Source organism: Empedobacter stercoris (genome assembly GCF_020281205.1).
GTDB lineage: Bacteria > Bacteroidota > Bacteroidia > Flavobacteriales > Weeksellaceae > Empedobacter > Empedobacter stercoris.
This window is the reverse complement of the sequence record NZ_JACXZC010000012.1, coordinates 1-22,489: the sequence shown is the minus strand read 5'-3', so window position 1 is coordinate 22,489 and position 22,489 is coordinate 1. Positions and strand designations below refer to the sequence as shown.

Here is a 22,489-nt window from a genome sequence, read left to right as displayed (position 1 = left end):
AGAAGGGTACAATTATTGAAAAGTATTAGAAAATAAGTTGCATTATGTTGGAAAGAATAAAATTAACTGACTTACAATCAAAGGTAATGACAGCAGAGGAGTCTGCCAAATTTTTTGAAGATGGAATGACTGTAGGTTCAAGTGGTTTTACAAGAGGAGGTGATACAAAAGTTGTATTAAAAGCTGTTGCGGAGCGTGCCAAATCTGAAAATTTAAAAATCACTTTAGTTACTGGTGCATCATTAGGCCATGGAACGGACGCTGCTTTGGTAGAAAGTGGAGCGTTAAAAAAACGTTTACCATTCCAAGTTGACACTGTAATGCGTAAAAATATTAATGCAGGAAATGTATTATTTATAGATCAACACTTAGGAGAATCAGCTGAACATATTTTAGATGGTCAATTTAAGATTGATTTAGGTGTTTTAGAAGTTGCCGAAATTTTAGAAGATGGTTCTTTAGTTCCTACAACTTCTATCGGTAATAATGCAGAAATTGCAGAAAATGCTGATAAATTAATCATCGAGATTAATACAGCTATCCCTACAAATATCAGAGGTATTCACGACATCTATAGTGTAGAAGAATATGGAAAACGTACCCCAATTAACATCACTTCTTGTGATTCTAAAATTGGACGTGAAACAATAAAAGTAGATCCTTCTAAAATTGTTGGAATTGTATTCCACGACATTCAAGATGCTCCTGGAGATATTCAACCAGCTGACGAAGCGACTGCGGCAATTGCACAAAATATTGTGAAATTCTTTGAAAATGAAGTTAAAGAAGGACGCTTAACAAAATCTTTGATGCCATTACAATGTGGTATTGGAAAAGTTGCAAATGCTGTATTAGGTGGATTAGAGCATTCCGACTTCGAAGATTTAGTTATGTATTCAGAAGTTTTACAAGATTCTACATTTGATTTAATCGATTCTGGAAAAATGAAGTTTGCTTCAGCATCTTCAATGACAGTTTCTCAAGAATGTTACGATCGTGTAATTGGAAATATTGACAACTACAAAGGAAAAATCCTTTTACGTCCACAATCTATTTCTAACTCTTGCGAAGTGATTCGTCGTTTAGGAATTATCGGGATCAATACATCTTTAGAGTGTGATATTTACGGTAACGTAAACTCTACTCACGTTTCTGGTACTCACATGATGAACGGAATCGGTGGTTCTGGAGATTTTGCTCGTAATGCATTTATCTCAATCTTTGTTACTGCTTCTACTGCAAAAGGTGGAAATATTTCTTCTATTGTTCCGATGGTTTCACATACAGACCATACAGAACACGATGTTGATATTATTGTAACAGAACAAGGTTTAGCTGATTTAAGAGGTTTAGCTCCTCGCGAAAGAGCAATCGAAATCATCAACAACTGTGTTCACCCAGATTATAAAGCTGAATTATTATCTTATTTCGAAAGAGCTTGTGCAGAAAGAGGTGGTCAAACACCACATATCTTAGAAGAAGCGTTCTCTTGGCACACAAGATTGAAACAAACAGGTTCTATGAAAAAAGAAGAATTATTAGTATTAAATCATTAGAAATAATAAGACTATACTTATTCAAAAGCATAATTCGGAAATTTCGGATTGTGCTTTTTTTGTGAAATAATTCCAATTAATCTCTTATTTGTATATTTGAAAGTATAATTAAAAATATGAAATTAATTTTCCCTTTTATTTTTATAATATTAATTTTTAGTTGTAAAACAAATAATATACACTATAACAGAGACAAAATACTTAAGAAATACTCTAAAGAATACAGTATATTTATTAACAATGAAATAACTGATTTCGAAAAAAATTATTTAGATAGAGACAATATTGAAAATATTACAATTAATAAAAAATCTAAAAAATTAAATATTACACTAAAGAAAATCAATGAATTATTTAAATTAAGTGATATTAATATCGACAATCGAAGAGGTTGGGATAAAAAGAAAATTGATTTAATTATTATTGATGGTAGATCTATTTCCGACAGTCTCAAAAATTTTATAAAAATTGATCCTAACGCAATAAAATCTATAAATATTGTTCCTCAAAATAAAATGAATAACCGGGCATTTGGAAAACAATTTAATGGTGATTTATTAATTATAACAACAAAATAACTTAGATGAAAAAAATACTTTTTATAACACTTATTTTGACAACATTTATTGCTTGTCAATCCAATCAAAACGAAAATCAAAATTTAGAACAATTAAATAAAAAATCAGCACGCGAAGTTGTCTTAACAACAGAAACTAAAGGTGATTCTGTTTTACATATTACCAAACAAAAAATTTGGGCTAATGATATGATAATTGCCGAAAAAGTAGATACATTGATTACACATAAACAATATACCCCTACAGATTCGACAAAAATCCCTATTTACGTAACCATACAATAAATAATGATGAATAAAAGAGAAAAAAGAGCGAGTAAAGTAGTAACATTGGTATTAATTTCTTCGGTTCTTAGTTCATGTATGAATCGTGAAGAACCTGCAGTAACCAATAATGCGCAAAAAGTTTATATGCGAGCAGATTCTACTGCGCCATATAGTGATGTTTCCTCTAATTACGCAGCCCAATCTGGCGGTTCGCATCATGGTGGAATGGGAAGTTCTCTGCTTTGGTTTATGGCATTCCGTAGTTTAGCTGGTGGTGGAATGGGTTATGCAAGCCCAGGTTTACATCAACAATCAAATGTCGGAACAAACACTGCAAAAGCGAAAGCATACAAAAGTCAAACTGTTCGTGGTGGATTTGGGAAATCTGCATCCTCTCGTTCAGCTTCATCTTAAACTAATTTTATGCAATTAAAAAAAATAAAAGCTGACGAAAACTGGCAAGAAAGGTTAGAAAATATCGGCTTTGGATTTCATACAGACGACAATAAACAAACTTATTGGGTCGAAGATTATTATTATTCGATAACAGAAAAAGAAGCGGATCAACTTTTTGAAGCGACAAACGAATTATGGGAAATGTGCTTAAATGCGGTAGAACATGTCATTCAGAATAATCGGTTAGACGAATTTAAAATTCCAAAATTTATTCAACCTTATTTAATTGATACTTGGGAAAATGATGTACCAAGTATTTATGGTCGTTTCGATTTTGCCTATAAAAATGGTCAACTTAAATTATTAGAATTCAATGCAGATACACCAACTTCATTGTTCGAATGCGGTGTGGTACAATGGCTTTGGATGGAAAATTATTTTGGAGAAACAAAAGATCAATTCAATTCTGTTCACGATAAATTAATTGAAACGTGGAAAATGTTGAAACCTTATTTAAAAGGTGAAACCTTACATTTTTCTTGTGTAAGAGAATCGTTAGAAGATTTGACAAATATCGAATATATAAGAGATTGCGCGATACAAGCCGGAATTAATACTAAATTAATTTATGTTGACGAAATCGGTTGGAATAATGTCAATTTTGTTGATTTAGAAGAAGAACCAATTACAGATATTTTCAAACTTTATCCTTGGGAATGGATGATGAACGAGCTGTTTGCGTATAACATCAAAAATGATGAAATAAATGCCAACTGGATAGAACCAGCTTGGAAAATGATTCTTTCAAACAAAGCAATTTTACCAATTTTATGGGAATTATACCCCAATCACCCTTTGTTGCTAGAAGCATATTTTGGCTCTCCAAAAGAAATGGAAGATTATGTCAAAAAACCATTGCTATCGCGTGAAGGTGCAAACATAGAAGTTGTAAAAAATGGTCATATTGCTGAACAAACTTCGGGCGAATATGGCGAAGAAGGTTTTGTCTACCAAGCTTTAACAGATTTGCATCACGAAGAAACAGGTTATACCATTATCGGAAGTTGGGTAATCGGACAAGAATCATGTGGAATTACAGTTCGAGAAAGTAATCAGTTTATTACAACTGACAAAAGTCGATTTGTGCCACATATCATTGAGTAGAGATATAAAAAAAAATATACAAAAAGTCTAATTCCACTTCGAATTAGACTTTTTAGTTTAAACAAAATCAAATAATTACCGCTAAAATTACAAATAATTTAAAAATTGATAGGTTTCATCATTTATTATTTATAAATTAAAAAAAGATTTAGCTAAAATGTTTTATAAATTAAACGTTTAAGGAATAAAACCTTAGATAATTTTTAGCAAATTAAAATTAGCAAATTAAAAACTAAAATGTGAAATTATGGATTTTTTAGATGATTTGTTTAATTCGTCAACTCTACCACCAGAACGAGTTTCTCGTATGCTCGAAGAAGATCTGTTTTGGCAAATTATAGAAAATTCGTTGATCGATGCCAATAATCTGCAAGACCAAGAATTAGCTTTGATGCAAGAATTAGATGTTCTAACTGCCGAAGATATTATTGGTTTTCAACTTCGATTAGATTTTTTTGCTTACACATTGCATTTACCAGAGGTTTGGTGTGCGTCTTGTATTATGAATGACGGTACAAATCCTGAACATTTTTATTATTTCAAAAATTGGATTATTTCTCAAGGAAAAGAATTGTTTGAAAAAGCGATTTTAAATCCAGATTATTTGGCAGATTTTTTTGAAGAAGGTTTCAATGAAGATGATTTGTTCGAATTCGAAACTTTTCACTTAATTGCAAATAATGTTTTCTATTGTAAATTCGAAAATGATTTTTTTGATTTTATTGATCAAGAATGTATGAAATTCTTTACTGAAGAATTTCCAAAACCAGACTTTGATTGGGATGACGAGAATTTAACCAATCTTCAAGTTATTTGCCCAAGATTATTCAAGGTTTTTATCGAAGATTATTCTCCTGATGACGACGAAACAGAGGATGATTTTGATGATGAAGATGAGTTTTTGTAAATTTTATGAAGTATTCTATTGAATTTTTGAAACAAGCTCACAAAGCGTCTATATTCAATAAATCAAAAATATTGAATACTAATAGTTGCGCATGTTTTTGTTGTAAAGAAATTTTATCTACTACTGAAATCAAAGAATTTATTGAAGAAATAGATGGAAAAAGATGAAACTGCAATTTGTCCAAGTTGTGGAATTGATTCTATTATTGACGATATTTTTCCTATTAATGATCCAATTTTCTTAGAGGAAATGAGTAAATATTGGTTTGAATAAAAGTTATAAAAAAAAAGGAACTCAAATTGAGTTCCTTTTATATTTAGAAAGAATTTTTCTTATCCTAAAACTTCAGCAACTTTAGCTCCGATATCAGCAGGAGAAGACACCACATGAATTCCACATTCTGTCATAATCGCCATTTTAGCTTGCGCTGTATCATCAGCTCCACCTACGATAGCTCCGGCATGTCCCATTGTACGTCCTTTTGGTGCAGTTTGTCCTGCAATAAATCCTACAACTGGTTTTGTACCATTCGCTTTAATCCAACGAGCAGCTTCAGCTTCTAATTGACCACCAATTTCACCAATCATTACGATACACTCCGTTTCTGGGTCATTCATAAATAATTCAACGGCTTCTTTAGTAGTTGTTCCAATAATTGGATCTCCGCCAATTCCGATTGCTGTAGAAATTCCGTAACCAGCTTTTACAACTTGGTCAGCAGCTTCGTACGTTAAAGTTCCTGATTTAGAAACGATACCAACTTTACCTGGTTTGAAAATAAATCCTGGCATAATACCAACTTTCGCTTCACCTGATGTAATAACACCTGGACAGTTCGGTCCAATTAATGTTACATCTCTTTGGTCAACGTACGCTTGTACTTTTACCATATCTTCTACAGGAATACCTTCTGTAATACAGATAATTACTTTGATACCTGCTTCTGCAGCTTCCATAACAGCATCAGCTGCGAATGCTGGTGGAACGAAAATAATAGAAACGTCAGCTCCAGCTTCAACAACAGCATCTTTCACTGTATTAAAAATTGGTAAACCTAAATGTGTTTGCCCACCTTTACCTGGAGTTACACCTCCTACTACGTTTGTTCCATATTCAATCATTTGCTCAGCATGAAAAGTTCCTTCTTTTCCTGTGAACCCTTGAACGATTATTTTTGAATCTTTGTTTACTAATACAGACATTGTGATTTTTAATTTACACAAATATAAAAGGAGTTTTGGATTTTAAAAAATATTCGATGTAAAAAATACACTATCTAATTATCGAAACAAGACAAAAATCTATAAGATATTTATCATAAAAAAGCCGAGCAGGTGCTCGGCTTGAAAAATATAATCATAAAAAAATTATTTTTTTCTATAATCGCGTACCATTATCTCTGTGGCTGCTATTTTTTTATACAATCCTCTTGCTTCTTCTGCCGGAGTTCCGAAATAAGTTTTCCCTCCTTCCAAAGATTTACTTACACCTGCTTGTGCTAATAAGACTGCTTTTGTACCTATAGTTACACCACTCGTAATCCCAACTTGTCCCCAAATAGAAACTTCGTCTTCTACATTTACGCATCCTGCAATTCCTACCTGAGAAGCAATCAAACATTTTTTACCAATAATCGTATCGTGACCAATCTGAATTAGATTATCCATAATTGTTCCTTCACCAATAATTGTTGAGGCAGATACTCCTCTATCTATTGTACAGTTTGCACCAATTTCGACATGATTTTCAATAATTACATTTCCGACAGATTTTAAACGATCATAACCCGTTTCACGATTTTTGTAATAAAAAGCATCTGCACCCAAAACAGTTCCTGAACGAATAATAACATTATCTCCGATAATCGCATGATCGTTAATTGAAACATTAGAATGAATCACACAATTTTTACCAATTTTAACATGGTTTCCAATGAAAGCACCTGGTTGAATAATTGTCCCCTCCCCTATTTCTGCTGAATCAGAAATTTGCTTATTTGATGGTTGAAATGGTAAAAAATATTGGCCAATCTTTACAAAATCACGAAATGGATCATCAGAAATCAGCAGAGCTTTTCCTTCTGGACAATCAACTTCTTTATTAATTAAAACAATTGTTGCATTAGATTGTAATGCTTTATCGTAATATTTAGGATGGTCAACAAATACAATATCTCCCTCTTCTACACGGTGAATTTCATTGATTCCTTCAACTGGAAAATTTTCGTTTCCAATAAATTTCGCATCTATAATAGATGCAATATCTTTTAATTTATGTGTTTGTGGAAATTTCATCTTTCTCTACTTTTAAAAGTCTACAAATATAAAAATAAAAAAGCTGTCAAAAAATGACAGCTTTAATGATTTATGAATTAAATCAAATTATTTTTTCTTGAAAACCATTGTTTTAACATCATTCGCAAACAAAACTAATTTTCCGTTTTGAATTTCATATTTGTTTACATTGTTAAAACGCTCTCCAAACGCATCAGCATCTACACCTTGACAAGCCATACGTGTTGTCGCAATATTTTTCACTGTAAGTGAATTTCCAACAGCTAAATAAGCACCTGATAAATTATTACATCCATCATTTCCAGAAACTTTATTATTTTGGAACGTTAAAGTTGGTTTCTGATTTGGAAAACGATCATCCAAAGATTTTGCACTTCTATCTCTACCAATAAATTCTTCTAATTCCCAAGAACCTGCTAAATTCCCTGGACGAACAAAAGTCATTACAACGATATCGTCTTGAATTAATAATAATTTATTATCTGAAATTGAATATTTTAATTTTCCGTTTAATTTTGAACTGAAATTTGAATCTTCTACATTCTCACATGCTTTCATCGTAGACATCATATTTCCGAAAGTAATTTCATTTCCTGAAATTTTAACCCCTCCGTTTAATGTGTTACATCCGTCAGAAGCATTTAACATATTAGTTGAAACAAAATTAAGATAAGGAACACCCATTGGATATGCTTCTACCAATGTTGCTGCTTTCATAGAATTAACATGACTTAATTCCCATTTACCTAAAATAGAAGTTGTGTTAGTCGTTTCTGTATTTCCACCCATATTATTTATCGTAGAACAAGATGTTAAAAATCCTGTTGCTAAAATTGCTGCAAAAGATATTTTTAAGATTGTTGATTTCATAAAATTTAATTTCAAGTTTCCTCGTATTACACGAATACCATACCAAAATTGAAATATGTTAAAAATCTTTTCTACAATGCTTTTGAGAAAGATGAATTGATATCAATAAAAAGTTATAATTTTGAAAAATAAATCTGGTTTCATCCCTCAAAAATAATTCAATTTGATTTCTCAAAGAACAATAGATATAATCTTCGAAACAGCTCGTGTAGAAGAAGTTGTTGGTGATTTTGTTACTCTGAAACGTGCAGGTTCCAGTTTAAAAGGACTTTCGCCTTTTGGCAATGAAAAAACTCCTTCTTTTGTCGTATCACCTGCTAAACAAATTTGGAAAGATTTTTCATCAGGTAGAGGAGGAAATGTTGTCACTTTTTTAATGGAAGTTGAACAGTTTACCTATCCTGAAGCTTTGCGATGGTTGGCAAAACGTTATAACATCGAAATTGAAGAAGATGGAGAATATAATTTTGAGCAACAGCAAGAAGAAAAAGAACGAGAAAGTTTATATATTTTGACTGATTTTGCAAAGAAATTCTTTGTGAATCAATTACATAATTCCGAAGAAGGAAATTTAATTGGTCTTAGCTATTTCCGCGAACGCGGTTTTACAAAAGAAACGATTGATAAATTTGAACTCGGTTATTCACCAAAACAATGGGATGCATTAGCAGAACATGCTTTAAAAAACGGATATTCAAAAGAATTAATTGAGGAAGCTGGTTTAGCTACGTTTAAAGAAGATCATAAAAAATATGATAAATTTCGCGAACGTGTCATGTTTCCTATTTACAGTTTTTCTGGAAGAACATTAGGTTTTGGAGGGCGTATTCTACGTAATGATGCCAAAGCTGCAAAGTATTTAAATTCTCCCGAAAATAAAATTTACCACAAAAGTAAAACACTTTATGGTTTATTTCAGGCAAAACAACATATTACAAAAGCCGATCAATGTTTTTTAGTTGAAGGTTATACTGATGTACTTTCTTTATATCAAGCAGGGATACAAAACGTAGTGGCAAGTTCTGGAACAGCGCTAACAAATGAACAAATTCGTTTGATAAAACGTTTAACAGAAAATATCGTCGTGATGTATGATGGTGATAATGCTGGTATTAAAGCTTCTTTCCGAGGAATAGATATGATTCTGGAACAAGAAATGAACGTAAAAATTCTATTGTTACCAGAAGGTGAAGACCCGGATTCTTTTGCTAAGAAACATTCGACAACAGAAATTGAAGCTTATATAAAATCAAATGCAACAGACTTTATTCGTTTCAAAGCAAATGTTTTATTAGAAGATGCGAAAAATGATCCAATCAAAAAAGCTGAATTAATTCGTGAAATTGTCAAATCAATTTCATTGATTCCAAATATTATTAAACAAGAAGTTTATATTGCGGAAACTTCTAAAATAATGGAAATTCGTGAAGAAGTTTTGTTCAAAGAATTGGCTCAATTACAAAATTCTAATGACAAATCGACCTCTTCTTCTCATATCACCGATCAGTCGAGAACAAAAAAACCAGCCATTTCAATCGTTCCTTCAACAAAAGAAGTTATCAATGCACAGCAAACTGTAGAGAATGAAATTATTAAGCTTATCATGCAATTTGGTGATTTGGAAGTTGATTTAAAGAACGAAAACAACGAACTATATAAAACAACGGTTAACCAAGAAATCATTACCCAATTTGAAGAAAACAATTTGAGTTTGAGTAATCCACTTTTTCAATCGATTTTGGATGATGTAAAAATTGGTTTAGAAAATGATGAACTACGAACAGGAACTTATTTTTCTCGATTAAGCAATCCCGAAATTGTAAATCTTGCCTCTGAAATGATGATGGAAAAACATAGTTTAAGTGAAAATTGGACGATAAAACAAGGTATCAATATCAAAAAGAAAGAAGAGTTTGTACACAAAGATTTGTTCGATGTCTTATTACGTTTCAAGATTATTTACATCGATAATGTGATAAAAGAGTTAATGCAACAAACCAAAAACACTGATTTATCAATTGAAGAAACGAACCAAATTCTTCAACAGATTATGCATTTTACTGGTTTGAAAAATATCTTAAATCAACATCTTAATCGTGTAATTTAATTCACGCGTTTGTTAAATATTCCGTATTAACCTAATAATCTATAAATTAACGATTAATCAAAGTCTTTTCTTAAAAATTTTAATAAGTGTCATTTTTTTTAACTTAACGTTAACAACTATTGGTAATACAGCTGATAATAATGAATTAGAAGTGTTTTATTAATTGAAAATCAATAAAAAATACTATGCATGTCTAATTAAATTCAATAATTCTTATTTTAGATACTGATTCAGAAAAAACTAAAGAATGACAAAGAATTTTTTAACATTATTAGTAATGCTGATGATTATTCCGTTTGCACAAGCAAAGGAAGAATCAAATTTTTCAACAGTAAGTCCTTTACCATTGCCGGTATCAGTTTATACAAAAAATTTAAAATCTACTTTCCTTAATAAAGTAGCAGATTTAAATAAAATAGACAACACAACTGTTACAGAAATAGTGGAGAAAGCTGGAAATAAAGTAAGCGGAATAGTTTCTTGGTATGCAGACAAATTTCACGGCAAAAAAACTTCGAGTGGCGAATTATACAATAAAAATAACTTCACAGCTGCTCATAAAACATTACCTTTCGGTACAAAAGTAAAAGTAACAAATACAAATAATGGTAAATCTGTAGTTGTAAAGATAAACGACAGGGGACCGCATACAAAATCAAGATTATTAGATTTGAGTAAAGCAGCGTTTACATCTATAGGTTCAACGAGTGCAGGAATTCTGAACGTACAAATGGAAGTTCTAGATTAAACCGATTTTTAGATATTAAAACAAAAAAAAGGATTGAATGTATTCAATCCTTTTTTTTGTTAATCATCGTAATGTTTATGATGATTTTTCTTTTTGTAATATTTATTATGCTTTTTTTGTTGTCCTGGTGCATAATATTTCGCAGACTTATCTCCATGTATCTTTTTATGTTGTCCAGGTGGTAGATTTCTATGGTTATCATACCTTGCATCATATTTGGGATACTTTTTATACTTTTTCTTTTTATGATGTGTGTGCTCAATACCATAAATTGTAGTAGAACCATCACAAGAAGTTAGAAATAAAACCGCAAGTGCAAAGATTGCAACTAAATTAATTTTCTTTAAAACTGTTAATTTCATCATCACTTTCATATATAATGTGAAGAGTAAGACAAGAACCTTACCAAAAATATAATTTAATAAAATTTAATTGTCTTTAATGGAATAGTATTTGAGAATCAATTCATAAACCATTAAAATATGAAAGAAAAAATTCAATACCGTTATAAAACGACTAACGAAGCTTTAACGGAGTTAACTGAAAACGGTTTTACAATTGATTATAATATCGAAAAAGGACAATTAAAGCAGAATCCTGAACATTTTGATATTGTATGTATTTACCGTTACGAAGGAATGTCAGATCCTGATGATGAATCTTCTGTTTATGGAATAATTAATAATCAGAGTGGTGATAAGGGGGTATACGTTGTAGGAAATTTATCTATGGGTGATGATGTAGATCAATTTATTGTGAATTTAGAAATTAAACGTAGAACAATTAAATAATAATCATTATTAACAAAATAAAAAAGCTCGATACATATGTATCGAGCTTTTTAGATTTTATAACATCTTTCAGATTAGAAAGGATATTCATAAATTTTTGATTCGTGGAAATAAGGGTGACCTTTTGCTTCTAAGTTTAATTTAGAAACTGCATTCATTACTACGAATGTAAATAATCCTCCAATTCCAACTAACGATCCTATTTCCATTAATCCGAAATTGTGGAACGGTCCAACTGCTGCTGGCATAATTTGGTTGTAGAAATCCCAATAGTGTCCAATAATGATTACAAATCCCATCACGAAAACGATTTGGTAACGACGTTTCATGCTTGATGAAATTAAAATCAAGAATGGAGCTACTAAGTTGATTACTAACATCCAGTAGTATAATGGATATTGCGCCATACGTTGTTGGAAATATTGAACTTCCTCAGGAATGTTTGCATACCATTGTAACATAAACTGACAGAACCATAAGTAAGACCATAATAATGAGAAACCGAACATATATTTTGTTAAATCATGTAAGTGGTTATCATTGAATAATGGTAAAGCATTCTTTCTTTTTAAGTAGATTGAAATAATTGCCATAATAGAAACCGCAGAAACTAAGTATGAAACCATTCCGTACCACATAAATAAAGAAGAGAACCAGTGTGGATCTAAAGACATCACGAAATCCCATGCAAAAGCTGCAGAACAAAGTGCAAAAATCACTAAATAAATAACTGATTTTTTGTACAATTGAGCGTAAACTTTTAGGTCTCCGTTTGTTTCATCTAATTTGCGAGTTGCATTTTTAATAACTGGTAACATTAAAGATAATACTACCAAGTAAATAATACAACGAACTAACCAGAAGTTAGGACTTAACCAAAGCTGTGCTTTGTTCGCCATAAAGATGTCATACTTAGCATTGTCTGGATCTATTAAATCAGCATCCATCCAGTGGAATAAATGATTCATGTGAAAATAAGATCCTAAAACAATGATTGCTAAAAGAGCAGAACCTACTGGTAAGAAAGAAGCTACAGCTTCCATTACACGAGATACTACCATCGACCAACCTGCATTTGCTACGAATTGAATACATAAGAAAAACAATGCTGAAGCTGCGATACCAAAAGCTAAATAAGCAGGTACATAGAAAGCAGCCCAAGGTCTATTTTTCAATAAATTCTCTAAATGGTGCATATGTGCATCATGATCTGTGTTCATCGATGCAAATGAATCTGAAATATACTCACCAAAAAATTGAGTTGGGTGAGCTTCAATCAAACCGTTAATATATTCAGTTGAATTAGCAACATCTTGTTGATGTAAGAAAAATCCTATCCCGTAAAGCACAACACCTATCACTGTTAGAATAAGTGATGCATTTTTTAATCTTGGGGAAAATGTATATTGCATAATAATTAACTTATTTTATTATTTATTAGTTGCTGTTTCTTCAGTTGCAGGTGTTGCTTCTGCAGCAGGAGCAACAGTAGTACCACCTTTTAAACTCATTACATATTCAGCAACTCTCCAACGGTCTGCAGGAGTCAATTGAGATGCGTAAGAACCCATCGCATTTTTTCCATACATAATAACATGATAAACAGAACCTACTGTAATCTCTCTTTCTCCGTAAGTCGGAACTCCAGAATAAGCTTTAGATTTTACGATTGATCCTTGTCCATCACCTGCGTCACCGTGACAAACTGCACAGTTTTGACCATATAACACTTTTCCTCTTTCTAAATCTGCAGTTTTAGCTGTAGCATCTAATGGAGAAACCGTTATACTTTTTGATTGTGCATAACCAGCGTTATTGTTTTTTAAAGTCCATGGTAAAATATCACCGTCAGTTCTTTCAACAGCACCTTCTACAGATTCTAATGCAGACATATTGTGATTTTTATTCATTACAGGAACTTCAGAGTTCTCTTTATCTTCAGGGTAACCGTAAGTTGCCTTTTCATAAGGATCATAAGCTGTCGAATAATACATATCCGGCATATATACGATACTCGCGTCACGTTTTTTATCAGAACAAGAAGTGATAATAATACTTCCTAATCCTATAAGTAATGCTATCTTTTTCATTATGCTTCTTGTACTAAATTGTTAACACTTGGTTCTACGACTACGTCACCTTTTACGGTTACTTCTTCAGCACCAGTTTCTACAAATACATTTTTGATTTTCTCAACATCAGCAGTTCTGATTTCAATCAAGAATTTATCATCTGTTGTACGTGGATCTGGGTTTTTAGCTTTCGCACCTGGGTACATTTTGTTACGCGCTAAATATGTTAATGACATAAAGTGCGCTGCACAGAAAACTGTCAACTCGAACATAATAGGAACGAACGCTGGCATATTTTCTCCCCAAGAGAAAGATGGTTTACCACCGATATCTTGAGCCCAATCATGGTTCATAATAAACCATGTCATCAATGATGCTAATGTTGTTCCAAATGCACCGTAGAAGAAAGCAAGGTCAGAAATACGAGTTTTCTTTAAACCTAACGCTTTATCTAAACCGTGTACAGGGAAAGGTGTATATACTTCATCTATCGTAATGCCTTGTTTACGTATAGATTTTACTGCTTTTAATAAATCATCATCGTCTCCGTAAAGACCATAAACGATTTTAGTGTTCGTGATGCTCATCTTCAGTATGATGTTTTTTATAGCTTTCGCCTGATGATTTCAAAATAGTTTTTAATTCAGATTGTGAAATAACTGGGAATGTACGTGCGTACAATAAGTATAACACAGAAAAGAATCCCATAGTACCTAAGAAGATACCTACGTCTACCCATGAAGGCATAAACATTGTCCAGCTTGATGGTAAATAGTCACGAGATAAGTTGATAACGATAATATCAAAACGCTCGAACCACATACCAATGTTAACTACGATAGAGATAACAAATGTCCAGAAGAAGTTTCTTCTAATTGAACGAATCCATAATAAACCTGGTACTAAAACGTTACAAATAATTAACGCCCAGAATGCCCACCAATAAGGTCCTGTTGCTGCTCCTGGAGAGAAATATGTAAAGTCTTCGTAACGAGATCCTGAATACCAAGCGATCCATAACTCAGTTAAATAAGCTACTGCAACCATACCACCTGTTACAACGATTACAATATTCATGTACTCGATATGTTTACGTGTGATATAATCTTCATAGTGTAAAACTTTACGCATTACACTTAATAATGTTTGTACCATCGCGAAACCAGAGAAAATAGCTCCAGCAACGAAATAAGGAGGGTATACTGTTGAGTGCCATCCTTTGATCACCGACGTAGCGAAGTCAAAAGATACAATCGTGTGTACCGAGAATACTAACGGTGTACATAAACCAGCTAATACCAAAGATAACTCTTCGAAACGTTGCCAATGTTTTGCTCCACCACCCCATCCGAATGATAAGATTCCGTAGATTTTCTTAGCGAATGGTTTTGTTGCACGGTCACGTATCATTGCAAAGTCAGGAATTAATCCCATCAACCAGAAAACAGTTGATACAGAGAAATACGTAGAAATCGCGAATACGTCCCATAACAATGGTGAGTTAAAGTTAGGCCATAATGATCCAAATTGGTTAGGAATTGGGAAAACCCAATACATTAACCATGGACGACCCATGTGGATTACAGGGAATAACGCTGCCTGTACAACGGCGAAGATCGTCATGGCTTCCGCAGAACGGTTAACCGACATTCTCCATTTTTGACGGAATAATAATAAAACGGCTGAGATTAACGTACCAGCGTGACCAATACCTACCCACCATACAAAGTTGGTGATATCCCATCCCCAGTTAATCGTTCTATTCAATCCCCAAACACCAATACCAGTTCCAACTGTATAAGCAATTGCACCAACACCAAAGATGAATGCTACCATTGCAATACCGAAACATAGCCACCACAATTTACTTGCAGGCGTCTCTATTGGACGTGCAATGTCTACTGTGATATCGTGGTAGGTTTTATGTCCTAAAATAAGGGGCTCTCTTACCTGTGATTCGTAATGTGACATATTTGTTTACCTTATTAATTCTTTATTAATTTAATTAAGCTTGTTCTTTTCTGTTTCTAACTTTTACTTGATAGATAACATTTGGTTTTGTACCAATTTCTTCTAATAATACGTAAGAACGTTTATCTTTCGATACTTGTCTTACTTCTGATTTATCATCATTGATATCTCCAAATTTCATCGCTCCTGTTCCACAAGCAGCAGCACAAGCAGCAGCAGCCATAAACTCTTCGTCTTTAACTACTCTGTTTTCTTTCTTAGCTTTTAAGATTGCAGCTTGCGTTTGTTGGATACAGAATGAACATTTCTCAATTACACCTCGTGTTCTTACAACAACATCTGGATTAAGTACCATACGACCTAAATCATTGTTCATGTGGAAGTCGAATTTATCGTTATTCGCCCAGTTAAACCAGTTGAAACGACGTACTTTATAAGGACAGTTATTCGCACAGTAACGAGTACCAACACAACGGTTATAAGCCATCATATTTTGACCTTGACGACCATGAGATGTTGCTCCTACTGGACACACAGTCTCACAAGGAGCGTGGTTACAGTGTTGACACATTAATGGTTGGAAAATCACATCTGGATTTTCTGCCTCTGGCTTAATTAATCGTGTATATTGTTGTGGTTCGTTATCTGGATCAGATTCTAACGCAACTTTCTGAGTTAATTTTCCGTTTGGATCATTGTATGTTACATCAGAGTAGTAACGGTCAATTCTTAACCAGTACATATCTCTTGACATACGCATTTCCTCTTTACCGACAGTTGGTACGTTGTTTTCTGCTTGACAAGCAATTACACACGCTCCACATCCTGTACAAGCATTCATATCAATTGTTAAATTGAAGTGAGGTCCTGTTGAACGATCAAAACTTGCCCATAAGTCAACTTCACCTACAGGAGAATCTCCTCTCCAAGTTGGCATTTTAGCAACTGGATTCCATTCTTGACGGTCTGTATTGATAAAATCAGCTAAAGAAACTTCCCTTGCGATTTCGTAACGCCCCATCAATGTTGGTTGTTGCTGCATATTAGCGAACTCATGTTTATCTGTACGAGAAGATTTTTCAATCTTAACGTTAGAAACTCCAACTGTTCCGTTATATAATGTATAAGCATTAACCCCTACATTATTTGAAACTTTACCAGCTTTTGTGCGACCGTAACCGAAAGCTAAACCTACAGTTCCGATAGCTTGACCTGGCTGAATGAATACTGGAACGTTTTCTAAAACAACTCCATTAACAGTTAAGTTTACATACTCACCGTCAAATTGCATTCTTCCATTTGTAACGTTGTAGTTATCTTGAATTTTGATTCCTAATTTCTCCGCATCATTTGGATTAACTGTTAAATAGTTATCCCAAGAGTTACGTGTAATTGGATCTGGTAATTCTTGTAACCAAGGATTATTAGCCTGAGTACCATCTCCTAATCCAGCTTTAGAATAGAATTGGATTTCCCATTCTGTTGCTTTACCTGCAGCTAATTTAGCAGAAGCAGCAGAAGCAGCACCTGTGTTAGCAGTAAAAGCCGTAGTTTCAGCCGCTTCATTATAACCATTGTATAATGCTTTGTTGAAATCTATACCTAATTTTGGTAAAATAGCTGAATCCCAATTTTGTTTTACGTATAAGTAAAATGGAGATACTTTTTGTCTTGTTGCAGAAACTGCCATCACCATAATTGGATCATTTGGATCTTCTACTTCAGTCACTTCAGTTACTCCTGTCATCCAAGCAATTAATGAATCTTGGAATTGACGAGAATCAAAAATACGTGGAATTGTTGGTTGTTGTAATGAGTATACACCTGTTATTGGGCTAAAATCATTCCAAGACTCTAAACCGTGAGTAACTGGAGCGATAACGTCCATTACTGATGCAGTTTCGTCTAATTTTTCAACTAAACCAACTTTAAGTCCAATGTTTTTGAAAGCTTCTTCAATTTCTTTTGCGTTTTTCGCGTTGTAAATTGGATTCGTTTGGAAGTTTAATAAAACTCCAACTTGCCCAGCTTTAGCGTCTGCAATGAATTGATTGAATACAGTATCGTTAGACTCTTTTAATAATACAGCTTTATCTGAAACTGCAGCTGATCCTAAAACTTGGTTAATTGCGAATGCAATAGTATACGCTTCTTTAGAACCGTCAGCCATTACAACTGCTTTAGAACCTTTTGCTTTTAACTCAGCAACAATTGCTTTTGCTTCTTTAGATGAAGCAGCTCCACCTGTTAATCCTTGATAAACTTCTGCTAACACTTTTTCAGTATCAGTTGGTTTTAAAGGATAACGTGTATCAGCATTTGCTCCTGTTAAAGATAAAATAGACTCTACTTGGATGTGACGCATCATGTTTACTCCTGGTTTACGAGCTACACCATAATCACCTTCCATTCCACCACCATTGTAATCACCTAAGAAATCTGCGTTGAAAGAAACAACTAATTCAGCATTCTTAAGATCATAGAATGGTAATTCTCTTTTTCCGTATACTTCTTGTGCAGCATCTAATGCATTCGAATAAGAAATTGCATCATATATTACATGTTGAGTTGTTGGATATTTTGTTGCGAATTCTGCAATCAACTTTTTAGTTGTTGGAGAAGGTAAAGACGAAGTTAAAATAACTACTTTCTTTCCTCCTACAGATGTTAATGCTTTAGAAACAGTAGCATCTAAATCTTTCCAAGATGTTGCTTTGAAATTCTCACCACCGTTAATTAAAGGTGATTTTATTTTATCAGAATCGTATAATGATAATACAGATGCTTGAACACGAGCATTTGTAGAACCAAAATATTTCGCTCCTTTATTTGCATCAATTCTAATTGGACGACCTTCTCTTGTACGTACTAATACGTTCGCATAATCGTATCCATCAAAAACTGTAGACGCATAATATGTAGGTACACCAGGCATAATATTTTCTGGTTTCACTACGTAAGGAACAGATTTTACGATTGGAGCTTCACAGGCTGCTAATGTAACAGCAGCTGTACTGAACCCTAAAATCTTCAAAAAGTCACGTCGTGAAGTTTGACTATTCTCCATGGCGTTGTCATTCCCTAAGAAATTGTCTACGGGAATTTCTTCTGCAAATTCATTGGTAGTTAACTTTTCATTTAATGTATTGTCAGTTAACTCCTCAAAACTTTTCCAGTAATTTTTCTTCGAAGCCATTTATACTCCTCTCTTTTTTATATTAATAATGACATTTACCACACTCTAAACCTCCGATAGCATCAACTGTAATCTTAGTTGCGTCACCGTACTGTTTTTTCAACTTTTCGTGTAGTTCTGCGTAATATTCTTTGTTATACTCGTTGTCCATATCTACCTCAGTAGTTCTGTGACATTCGATACACCATCCCATTGTGAAATCATTCGCCATTTTCACTTCGTTCATCTCATCAACACGTCCGTGACAAGCGAAACAAGTTTGGTCTCCTGATCCAATGTTTAATTCTTTTGCATTTGGAATTGTTCCATCCTTAATTGCTTTCTTAATCGCTTTCTCTCCAGCTACAACGTGTTGTGCGTGGCTAAAGAATACGAAATCTGGCATATTGTGGATACGTACCCATTCAATTGGTTTTTGTGGACCATCGTATTTGTTCGTTTCTGGATTCCATCCTATCGCTTTATACATTTTTTGGATTTCTCCTGTGTAGAAATTTTTAACAGCGTCTTCATCTGCGAATTTACCAGAAGTGATTAATTCTTCTTCGAAATAATCTCCTTTGTATTCTTTGATTGTTTTGTGACAGTTCATACATACGTTTGGTGAAGGAATTCCAGACACTTTACCGTATTTCGCTGAACTATGACAATACTGACAATCAATCCCTTGCACACCTGCGTGAACTTTATGAGAGAAGTAGATCGGTTGTTCTGGCTCGTAACCTTTGTCAACACCTACACCCATTAACCCCCAATACACATTGTACAATGCAAAGAATGCTAATACAGCAATTACTACACCACCAACTTTTTGGTATTTTTGGAAGAAGTCAGCAAAAGAAAAAGCAGCTTGCTCATCTTTAGAATTTAAATCTTCTGTAGCTGTTGCTTTAACCAATGCATTAACGCGAACTAAAATCCACAATAACAATGCAGCTAAAACTACAAAACCTACAGCGATAATCCCTGTACTTGCTCCTCCACCTTGTGCAGCTTCAGCAGCTTTTTTATCAGCAGCCTCCTTCTTTTTCAAAGCTTTAGCTTCCTCAAAAGCTTTCACTCCTCCATCAGGATCTGCTGTATATGCTAGAATATTATCAATATCACCATCTGATAAGTTAGGGAAAGCTAACATCTCAGTGTTATTGTAATCAGCATAAATTTTGTTTGCATACGCATCTCCAGATTCGCGCAAAGCTTTGTTGTCCTTAATCCAAGCGTGTAACCACTCTTTTCCAAGTCCAGCTTGCTCCTGCACGCGCTTCTCAACATCACGTAATTCCGGCCCAATAAATTCACCATCAATCTGGTGACATGTAGTACAGTTGGCCTCGAATAACTCGTAACCTTTACCTGCATCTTGGGCATTTGCTAAGGAGAACGTCGATAGTATTATCGCGCAGCTCCATAAACGTATTCTTTTTAGAAATCTTGCCTTCATTTACTTAAATAATCTCAGTTCGTTGTTTCTTTTAACTCGTTTTTATTTGAACACTTAACTATCAGCAAAAATAGCTTCAATACTTAATAAAATCATAAAGTTTACATACTGAACTTTGTCATTGAGCTTAATTTAAAACGTTTCTAAATTAATTGTTAAAAAAATTATGCTGAAAATAATCTCTATATGATTTGAGATTAGAGCTTTTCATTTGATGAAAAATCTATTTAACATAATTTTTGTAAAATAATTTTAATATTTTTTATTAAGAAAAGACAATAAAACGAATCTAACCCATCTTTTTGAAGTGAAAAAAAGGTTAATTTGGAATAATATTCGTAGTAAGAAAATAAAAGTCTATAAAATTTAATAACTTAATTGTAAAAAGTATATTTGCACATATTAATTCATCCTATGAAAAAATTTATCTTTTTATTTCTTATCAGTTTTTCTAGTTGTGGTTTTGCACAAAATAAAATTGATACTGTTCAGATTATTAATAATGGTACATTGAACATGGAAATTGATAGTAGAATAAATACTGTATTAAAAGCGAAAGAAGACGCAGTCTGTGCGCATAATGCACCTATCAAAAAAAACACAGAGAAAAAACCTATTGTACATTCCAACGATCCATGTGCTGGAACACCACAAATAAATGGTTTCAAAATTCAGATATATTATTCAAAAGATAGAAAAGACGCAGACAAAGTAAGAAATGAGTTTGCCCGTTCTTTTCCTGAGTTGTCATCTCAGACGGCATACTTCTCTCCAGACTATCGTGTTTTAGTTGGTGATTATTTTACAAGAGCCTCTGCTTCGAGAGATATTCGTCGTTTAAAATCAAAATACAACAGTGCTTTTTCGATTCCATTCAAAGTATTGTGTAGAAAAGCAAAATAAGCGTTAGAATTATTAGTTCTAATCATCATTTTCTTAAAAAAATGAGAGATGTATCCTTATCATAACAAAATAAACAACGAATAAATAATGGTGAATTGGTTTCGTATAAATTTGTAGAAAAATATAAAAACATTTCCCCATGTTTGGTTTTGTATTTCAAAACAGAACCTTATACAAGACCGATTCGTGAACACCGTTTTTCTGAATATAAAGTCTTATTAAAAATAGAGGACAAATAATTTATTTTACAATTTTAAAATTATTCGAAAATATAAAAAGCGTTATCAAATTTCTTGGTAACGCTTTTTCAACTTTTAATTGTAATAATTAGTAATCGATTCATGTTTTTGAATTTAATTATTCAGAGTTCGATTTCTACCTTCTATTTCTAATTGGGTAAGTATCGAAGCTAAAGTTGTTTGCACAAATCCTAAATTACCTGCAACTAACACACCTTTTTCTCCTGTCGATATTTTTTCGATTCCATAAACACTTGACTCATCTTCTGGATTCGAATTTCCTTCGTAACGATAGATATAAATAATTCTAAAATCGTGTGGATGATCAATCAAATCGTTTTCTAATAAATTAAAATCTTCTTGATATCCTTTTTCTGCTAACTCCTTTAGCGCTACGCTTGAAGTTTCGTAATTAAATTGTCTTCTCTCGAACATATAAATAGTTTTATTTGGTTAATACTTATAAATCTAATCAATTACTTTACAGAAAGTTGTTAAACATAAGTTAAGTATATTTAGTATGAAATAATTTAACATTGTTAATGATTTATTGTATTGGAAATAAGTTCTTACTTTTGACAAAAAGATAAAATGATTTTAGAAAAATTAAATCAAAACGAGGCGAATTTTGCTGATGTTATTGCTTATATCGAAGAAAATTATAATTACACTGCTTCTGCTTTTGTGAATGGAAATCAAGAAAATGCGATAGACCAAAATCAAGGTAGTGCGAAAGTATTTGCTTTTGCAAATTTAAATAACCTTTCTAAAGAAGATACTTTGAAATTATTTGCTGAACATTATGAAGCTGTTTTAGCAACTCCTGAAGGAACTGATCATAATAATATTCGTCAATTTATAAAAAATGGTTGGGAAGGTTTAAAATTTAAAAACGAAGTTTTAACAAAAAAATAATGTAACGTCCTGAAAAAATGATACAGGATTAGACCAATAAAATTTTATTTTAAACAGTACATATATTCGTATTTG

General features: G+C 32.8%; 22 protein-coding genes. 11 read left to right on the top strand and 11 right to left on the bottom strand.

From position 1 onward, the window contains the following. Nucleotides 1-44 precede the first annotated feature (44 nt). From IF125_RS07285 to IF125_RS07260, 6 genes are all read left to right on the top strand, one after another. Complete coding sequence (locus tag IF125_RS07285) at nt 45-1,556, top strand: succinate CoA transferase (protein WP_171622639.1); 1,512 nt, start codon at nt 45-47, stop codon at nt 1,554-1,556. A 116-nt stretch (nt 1,557-1,672) separates the two neighbouring features. After that, nucleotides 1,673-2,134, top strand: coding sequence for a hypothetical protein (locus tag IF125_RS07280; RefSeq protein ID WP_225542017.1), 462 nt, complete (start codon nt 1,673-1,675; stop codon nt 2,132-2,134). A 5-nt stretch (nt 2,135-2,139) separates the two neighbouring features. Beyond that, a complete protein-coding gene (locus tag IF125_RS07275) occupies nt 2,140-2,418 on the top strand; it encodes a hypothetical protein (RefSeq protein WP_225542016.1) in 279 nt (92 codons plus the stop codon). A gap of 6 nt (nt 2,419-2,424) precedes the next feature. After that, a complete protein-coding gene (locus IF125_RS07270) occupies nt 2,425-2,814 on the top strand; it encodes a hypothetical protein (protein ID WP_171622637.1) in 390 nt (129 codons plus the stop codon). Between the two features lie 9 nt (nt 2,815-2,823). After that, complete coding sequence (locus IF125_RS07265) at nt 2,824-3,960, top strand: glutathionylspermidine synthase family protein (protein WP_225542015.1); 1,137 nt, start codon at nt 2,824-2,826, stop codon at nt 3,958-3,960. A 247-nt stretch (nt 3,961-4,207) separates the two neighbouring features. Further along, nucleotides 4,208-4,867, top strand: coding sequence for a DUF4240 domain-containing protein (locus IF125_RS07260; protein ID WP_225542014.1), 660 nt, complete (start codon nt 4,208-4,210; stop codon nt 4,865-4,867). Between the two features lie 332 nt (nt 4,868-5,199). Here the strand turns inward: IF125_RS07260 and sucD are convergent, their stop codons facing one another. The 3 genes from sucD to IF125_RS07245 form a co-directional block, all read right to left on the bottom strand. Then, nucleotides 5,200-6,069, bottom strand: a complete 870-nt coding sequence (gene sucD, locus IF125_RS07255) for a succinate--CoA ligase subunit alpha (RefSeq protein ID WP_171622633.1) — start codon at nt 6,067-6,069, stop codon at nt 5,200-5,202. A gap of 165 nt (nt 6,070-6,234) precedes the next feature. Further along, nucleotides 6,235-7,161: a UDP-3-O-(3-hydroxymyristoyl)glucosamine N-acyltransferase gene (locus IF125_RS07250; protein WP_171622632.1), complete on the bottom strand. Its 927-nt coding sequence runs from the start codon at nt 7,159-7,161 to the stop codon at nt 6,235-6,237. An 87-nt stretch (nt 7,162-7,248) separates the two neighbouring features. After that, complete coding sequence (locus tag IF125_RS07245) at nt 7,249-8,031, bottom strand: META domain-containing protein (protein ID WP_225542013.1); 783 nt, start codon at nt 8,029-8,031, stop codon at nt 7,249-7,251. A gap of 163 nt (nt 8,032-8,194) precedes the next feature. On the opposite strand from IF125_RS07245, the gene dnaG reads away from it, so the two are divergent. Then, complete coding sequence (dnaG, locus tag IF125_RS07240) at nt 8,195-10,138, top strand: DNA primase (RefSeq protein WP_225542012.1); 1,944 nt, start codon at nt 8,195-8,197, stop codon at nt 10,136-10,138. 247 nt (nt 10,139-10,385) lie between these two features. Then, on the top strand, nt 10,386-10,886 hold the full coding sequence (locus IF125_RS07235) for a septal ring lytic transglycosylase RlpA family protein (RefSeq protein ID WP_225539346.1): 501 nt from the start codon (nt 10,386-10,388) through the stop codon (nt 10,884-10,886). 59 nt (nt 10,887-10,945) lie between these two features. Here the strand turns inward: IF125_RS07235 and IF125_RS07230 are convergent, their stop codons facing one another. Continuing rightward, nucleotides 10,946-11,251, bottom strand: coding sequence for a hypothetical protein (locus IF125_RS07230; RefSeq protein ID WP_262903661.1), 306 nt, complete (start codon nt 11,249-11,251; stop codon nt 10,946-10,948). A gap of 117 nt (nt 11,252-11,368) precedes the next feature. On the opposite strand from IF125_RS07230, the gene IF125_RS07225 reads away from it, so the two are divergent. Then, nucleotides 11,369-11,677 (top strand): hypothetical protein, encoded by a 309-nt coding sequence (locus tag IF125_RS07225; RefSeq protein ID WP_225542011.1) that lies wholly within the window; start codon nt 11,369-11,371, stop codon nt 11,675-11,677. Nucleotides 11,678-11,751: 74 nt separating this feature from the next. Here the strand turns inward: IF125_RS07225 and IF125_RS07220 are convergent, their stop codons facing one another. The 6 genes from IF125_RS07220 to IF125_RS07195 are packed head-to-tail and all read right to left on the bottom strand — an operon-like array spanning nt 11,752 to nt 20,357. Further along, entirely contained in the window at nt 11,752-13,089 is a 1,338-nt protein-coding gene (locus IF125_RS07220) for a hypothetical protein (RefSeq protein ID WP_225542010.1), read from the bottom strand. A gap of 18 nt (nt 13,090-13,107) precedes the next feature. Further along, entirely contained in the window at nt 13,108-13,767 is a 660-nt protein-coding gene (locus IF125_RS07215) for a c-type cytochrome (protein ID WP_225542009.1), read from the bottom strand. Then, nucleotides 13,767-14,336, bottom strand: a complete 570-nt coding sequence (locus IF125_RS07210) for a DUF3341 domain-containing protein (RefSeq protein WP_221411950.1) — start codon at nt 14,334-14,336, stop codon at nt 13,767-13,769. Before IF125_RS07210 ends, IF125_RS07215 begins: the two co-directional genes overlap by 1 nt. After that, nucleotides 14,317-15,720: an NrfD/PsrC family molybdoenzyme membrane anchor subunit gene (gene nrfD / locus IF125_RS07205; RefSeq protein WP_171622626.1), complete on the bottom strand. Its 1,404-nt coding sequence runs from the start codon at nt 15,718-15,720 to the stop codon at nt 14,317-14,319. Before nrfD ends, IF125_RS07210 begins: the two co-directional genes overlap by 20 nt. 34 nt (nt 15,721-15,754) lie before the next feature. After that, nucleotides 15,755-18,916, bottom strand: a complete 3,162-nt coding sequence (locus IF125_RS07200; RefSeq protein ID WP_225542008.1) for a TAT-variant-translocated molybdopterin oxidoreductase — start codon at nt 18,914-18,916, stop codon at nt 15,755-15,757. 22 nt (nt 18,917-18,938) lie between these two features. Then, entirely contained in the window at nt 18,939-20,357 is a 1,419-nt protein-coding gene (locus IF125_RS07195) for a c-type cytochrome (RefSeq protein WP_225542007.1), read from the bottom strand. 414 nt (nt 20,358-20,771) lie between these two features. Here IF125_RS07195 and IF125_RS07190 point away from each other — a divergent pair, with 414 nt between their 5' ends. Next, on the top strand, nt 20,772-21,260 hold the full coding sequence (locus tag IF125_RS07190; RefSeq protein WP_225539350.1) for an SPOR domain-containing protein: 489 nt from the start codon (nt 20,772-20,774) through the stop codon (nt 21,258-21,260). Between the two features lie 353 nt (nt 21,261-21,613). Here IF125_RS07190 and IF125_RS07185 read toward each other — a convergent pair whose 3' ends face one another. Next, the gene (locus IF125_RS07185; RefSeq protein WP_171622621.1) at nt 21,614-21,934 is read right to left on the bottom strand and encodes a hypothetical protein; all 321 of its coding nucleotides are present in this window, start codon (nt 21,932-21,934) and stop codon (nt 21,614-21,616) included. Nucleotides 21,935-22,090: 156 nt separating this feature from the next. On the opposite strand from IF125_RS07185, the gene IF125_RS07180 reads away from it, so the two are divergent. Next, nucleotides 22,091-22,414 carry a HopJ type III effector protein gene (locus IF125_RS07180; protein WP_225539353.1) on the top strand — a complete coding sequence of 108 codons (324 nt, stop codon included), beginning with the start codon at nt 22,091-22,093 and terminating at the stop codon, nt 22,412-22,414. Nucleotides 22,415-22,489: the final 75 nt, after the last annotated feature.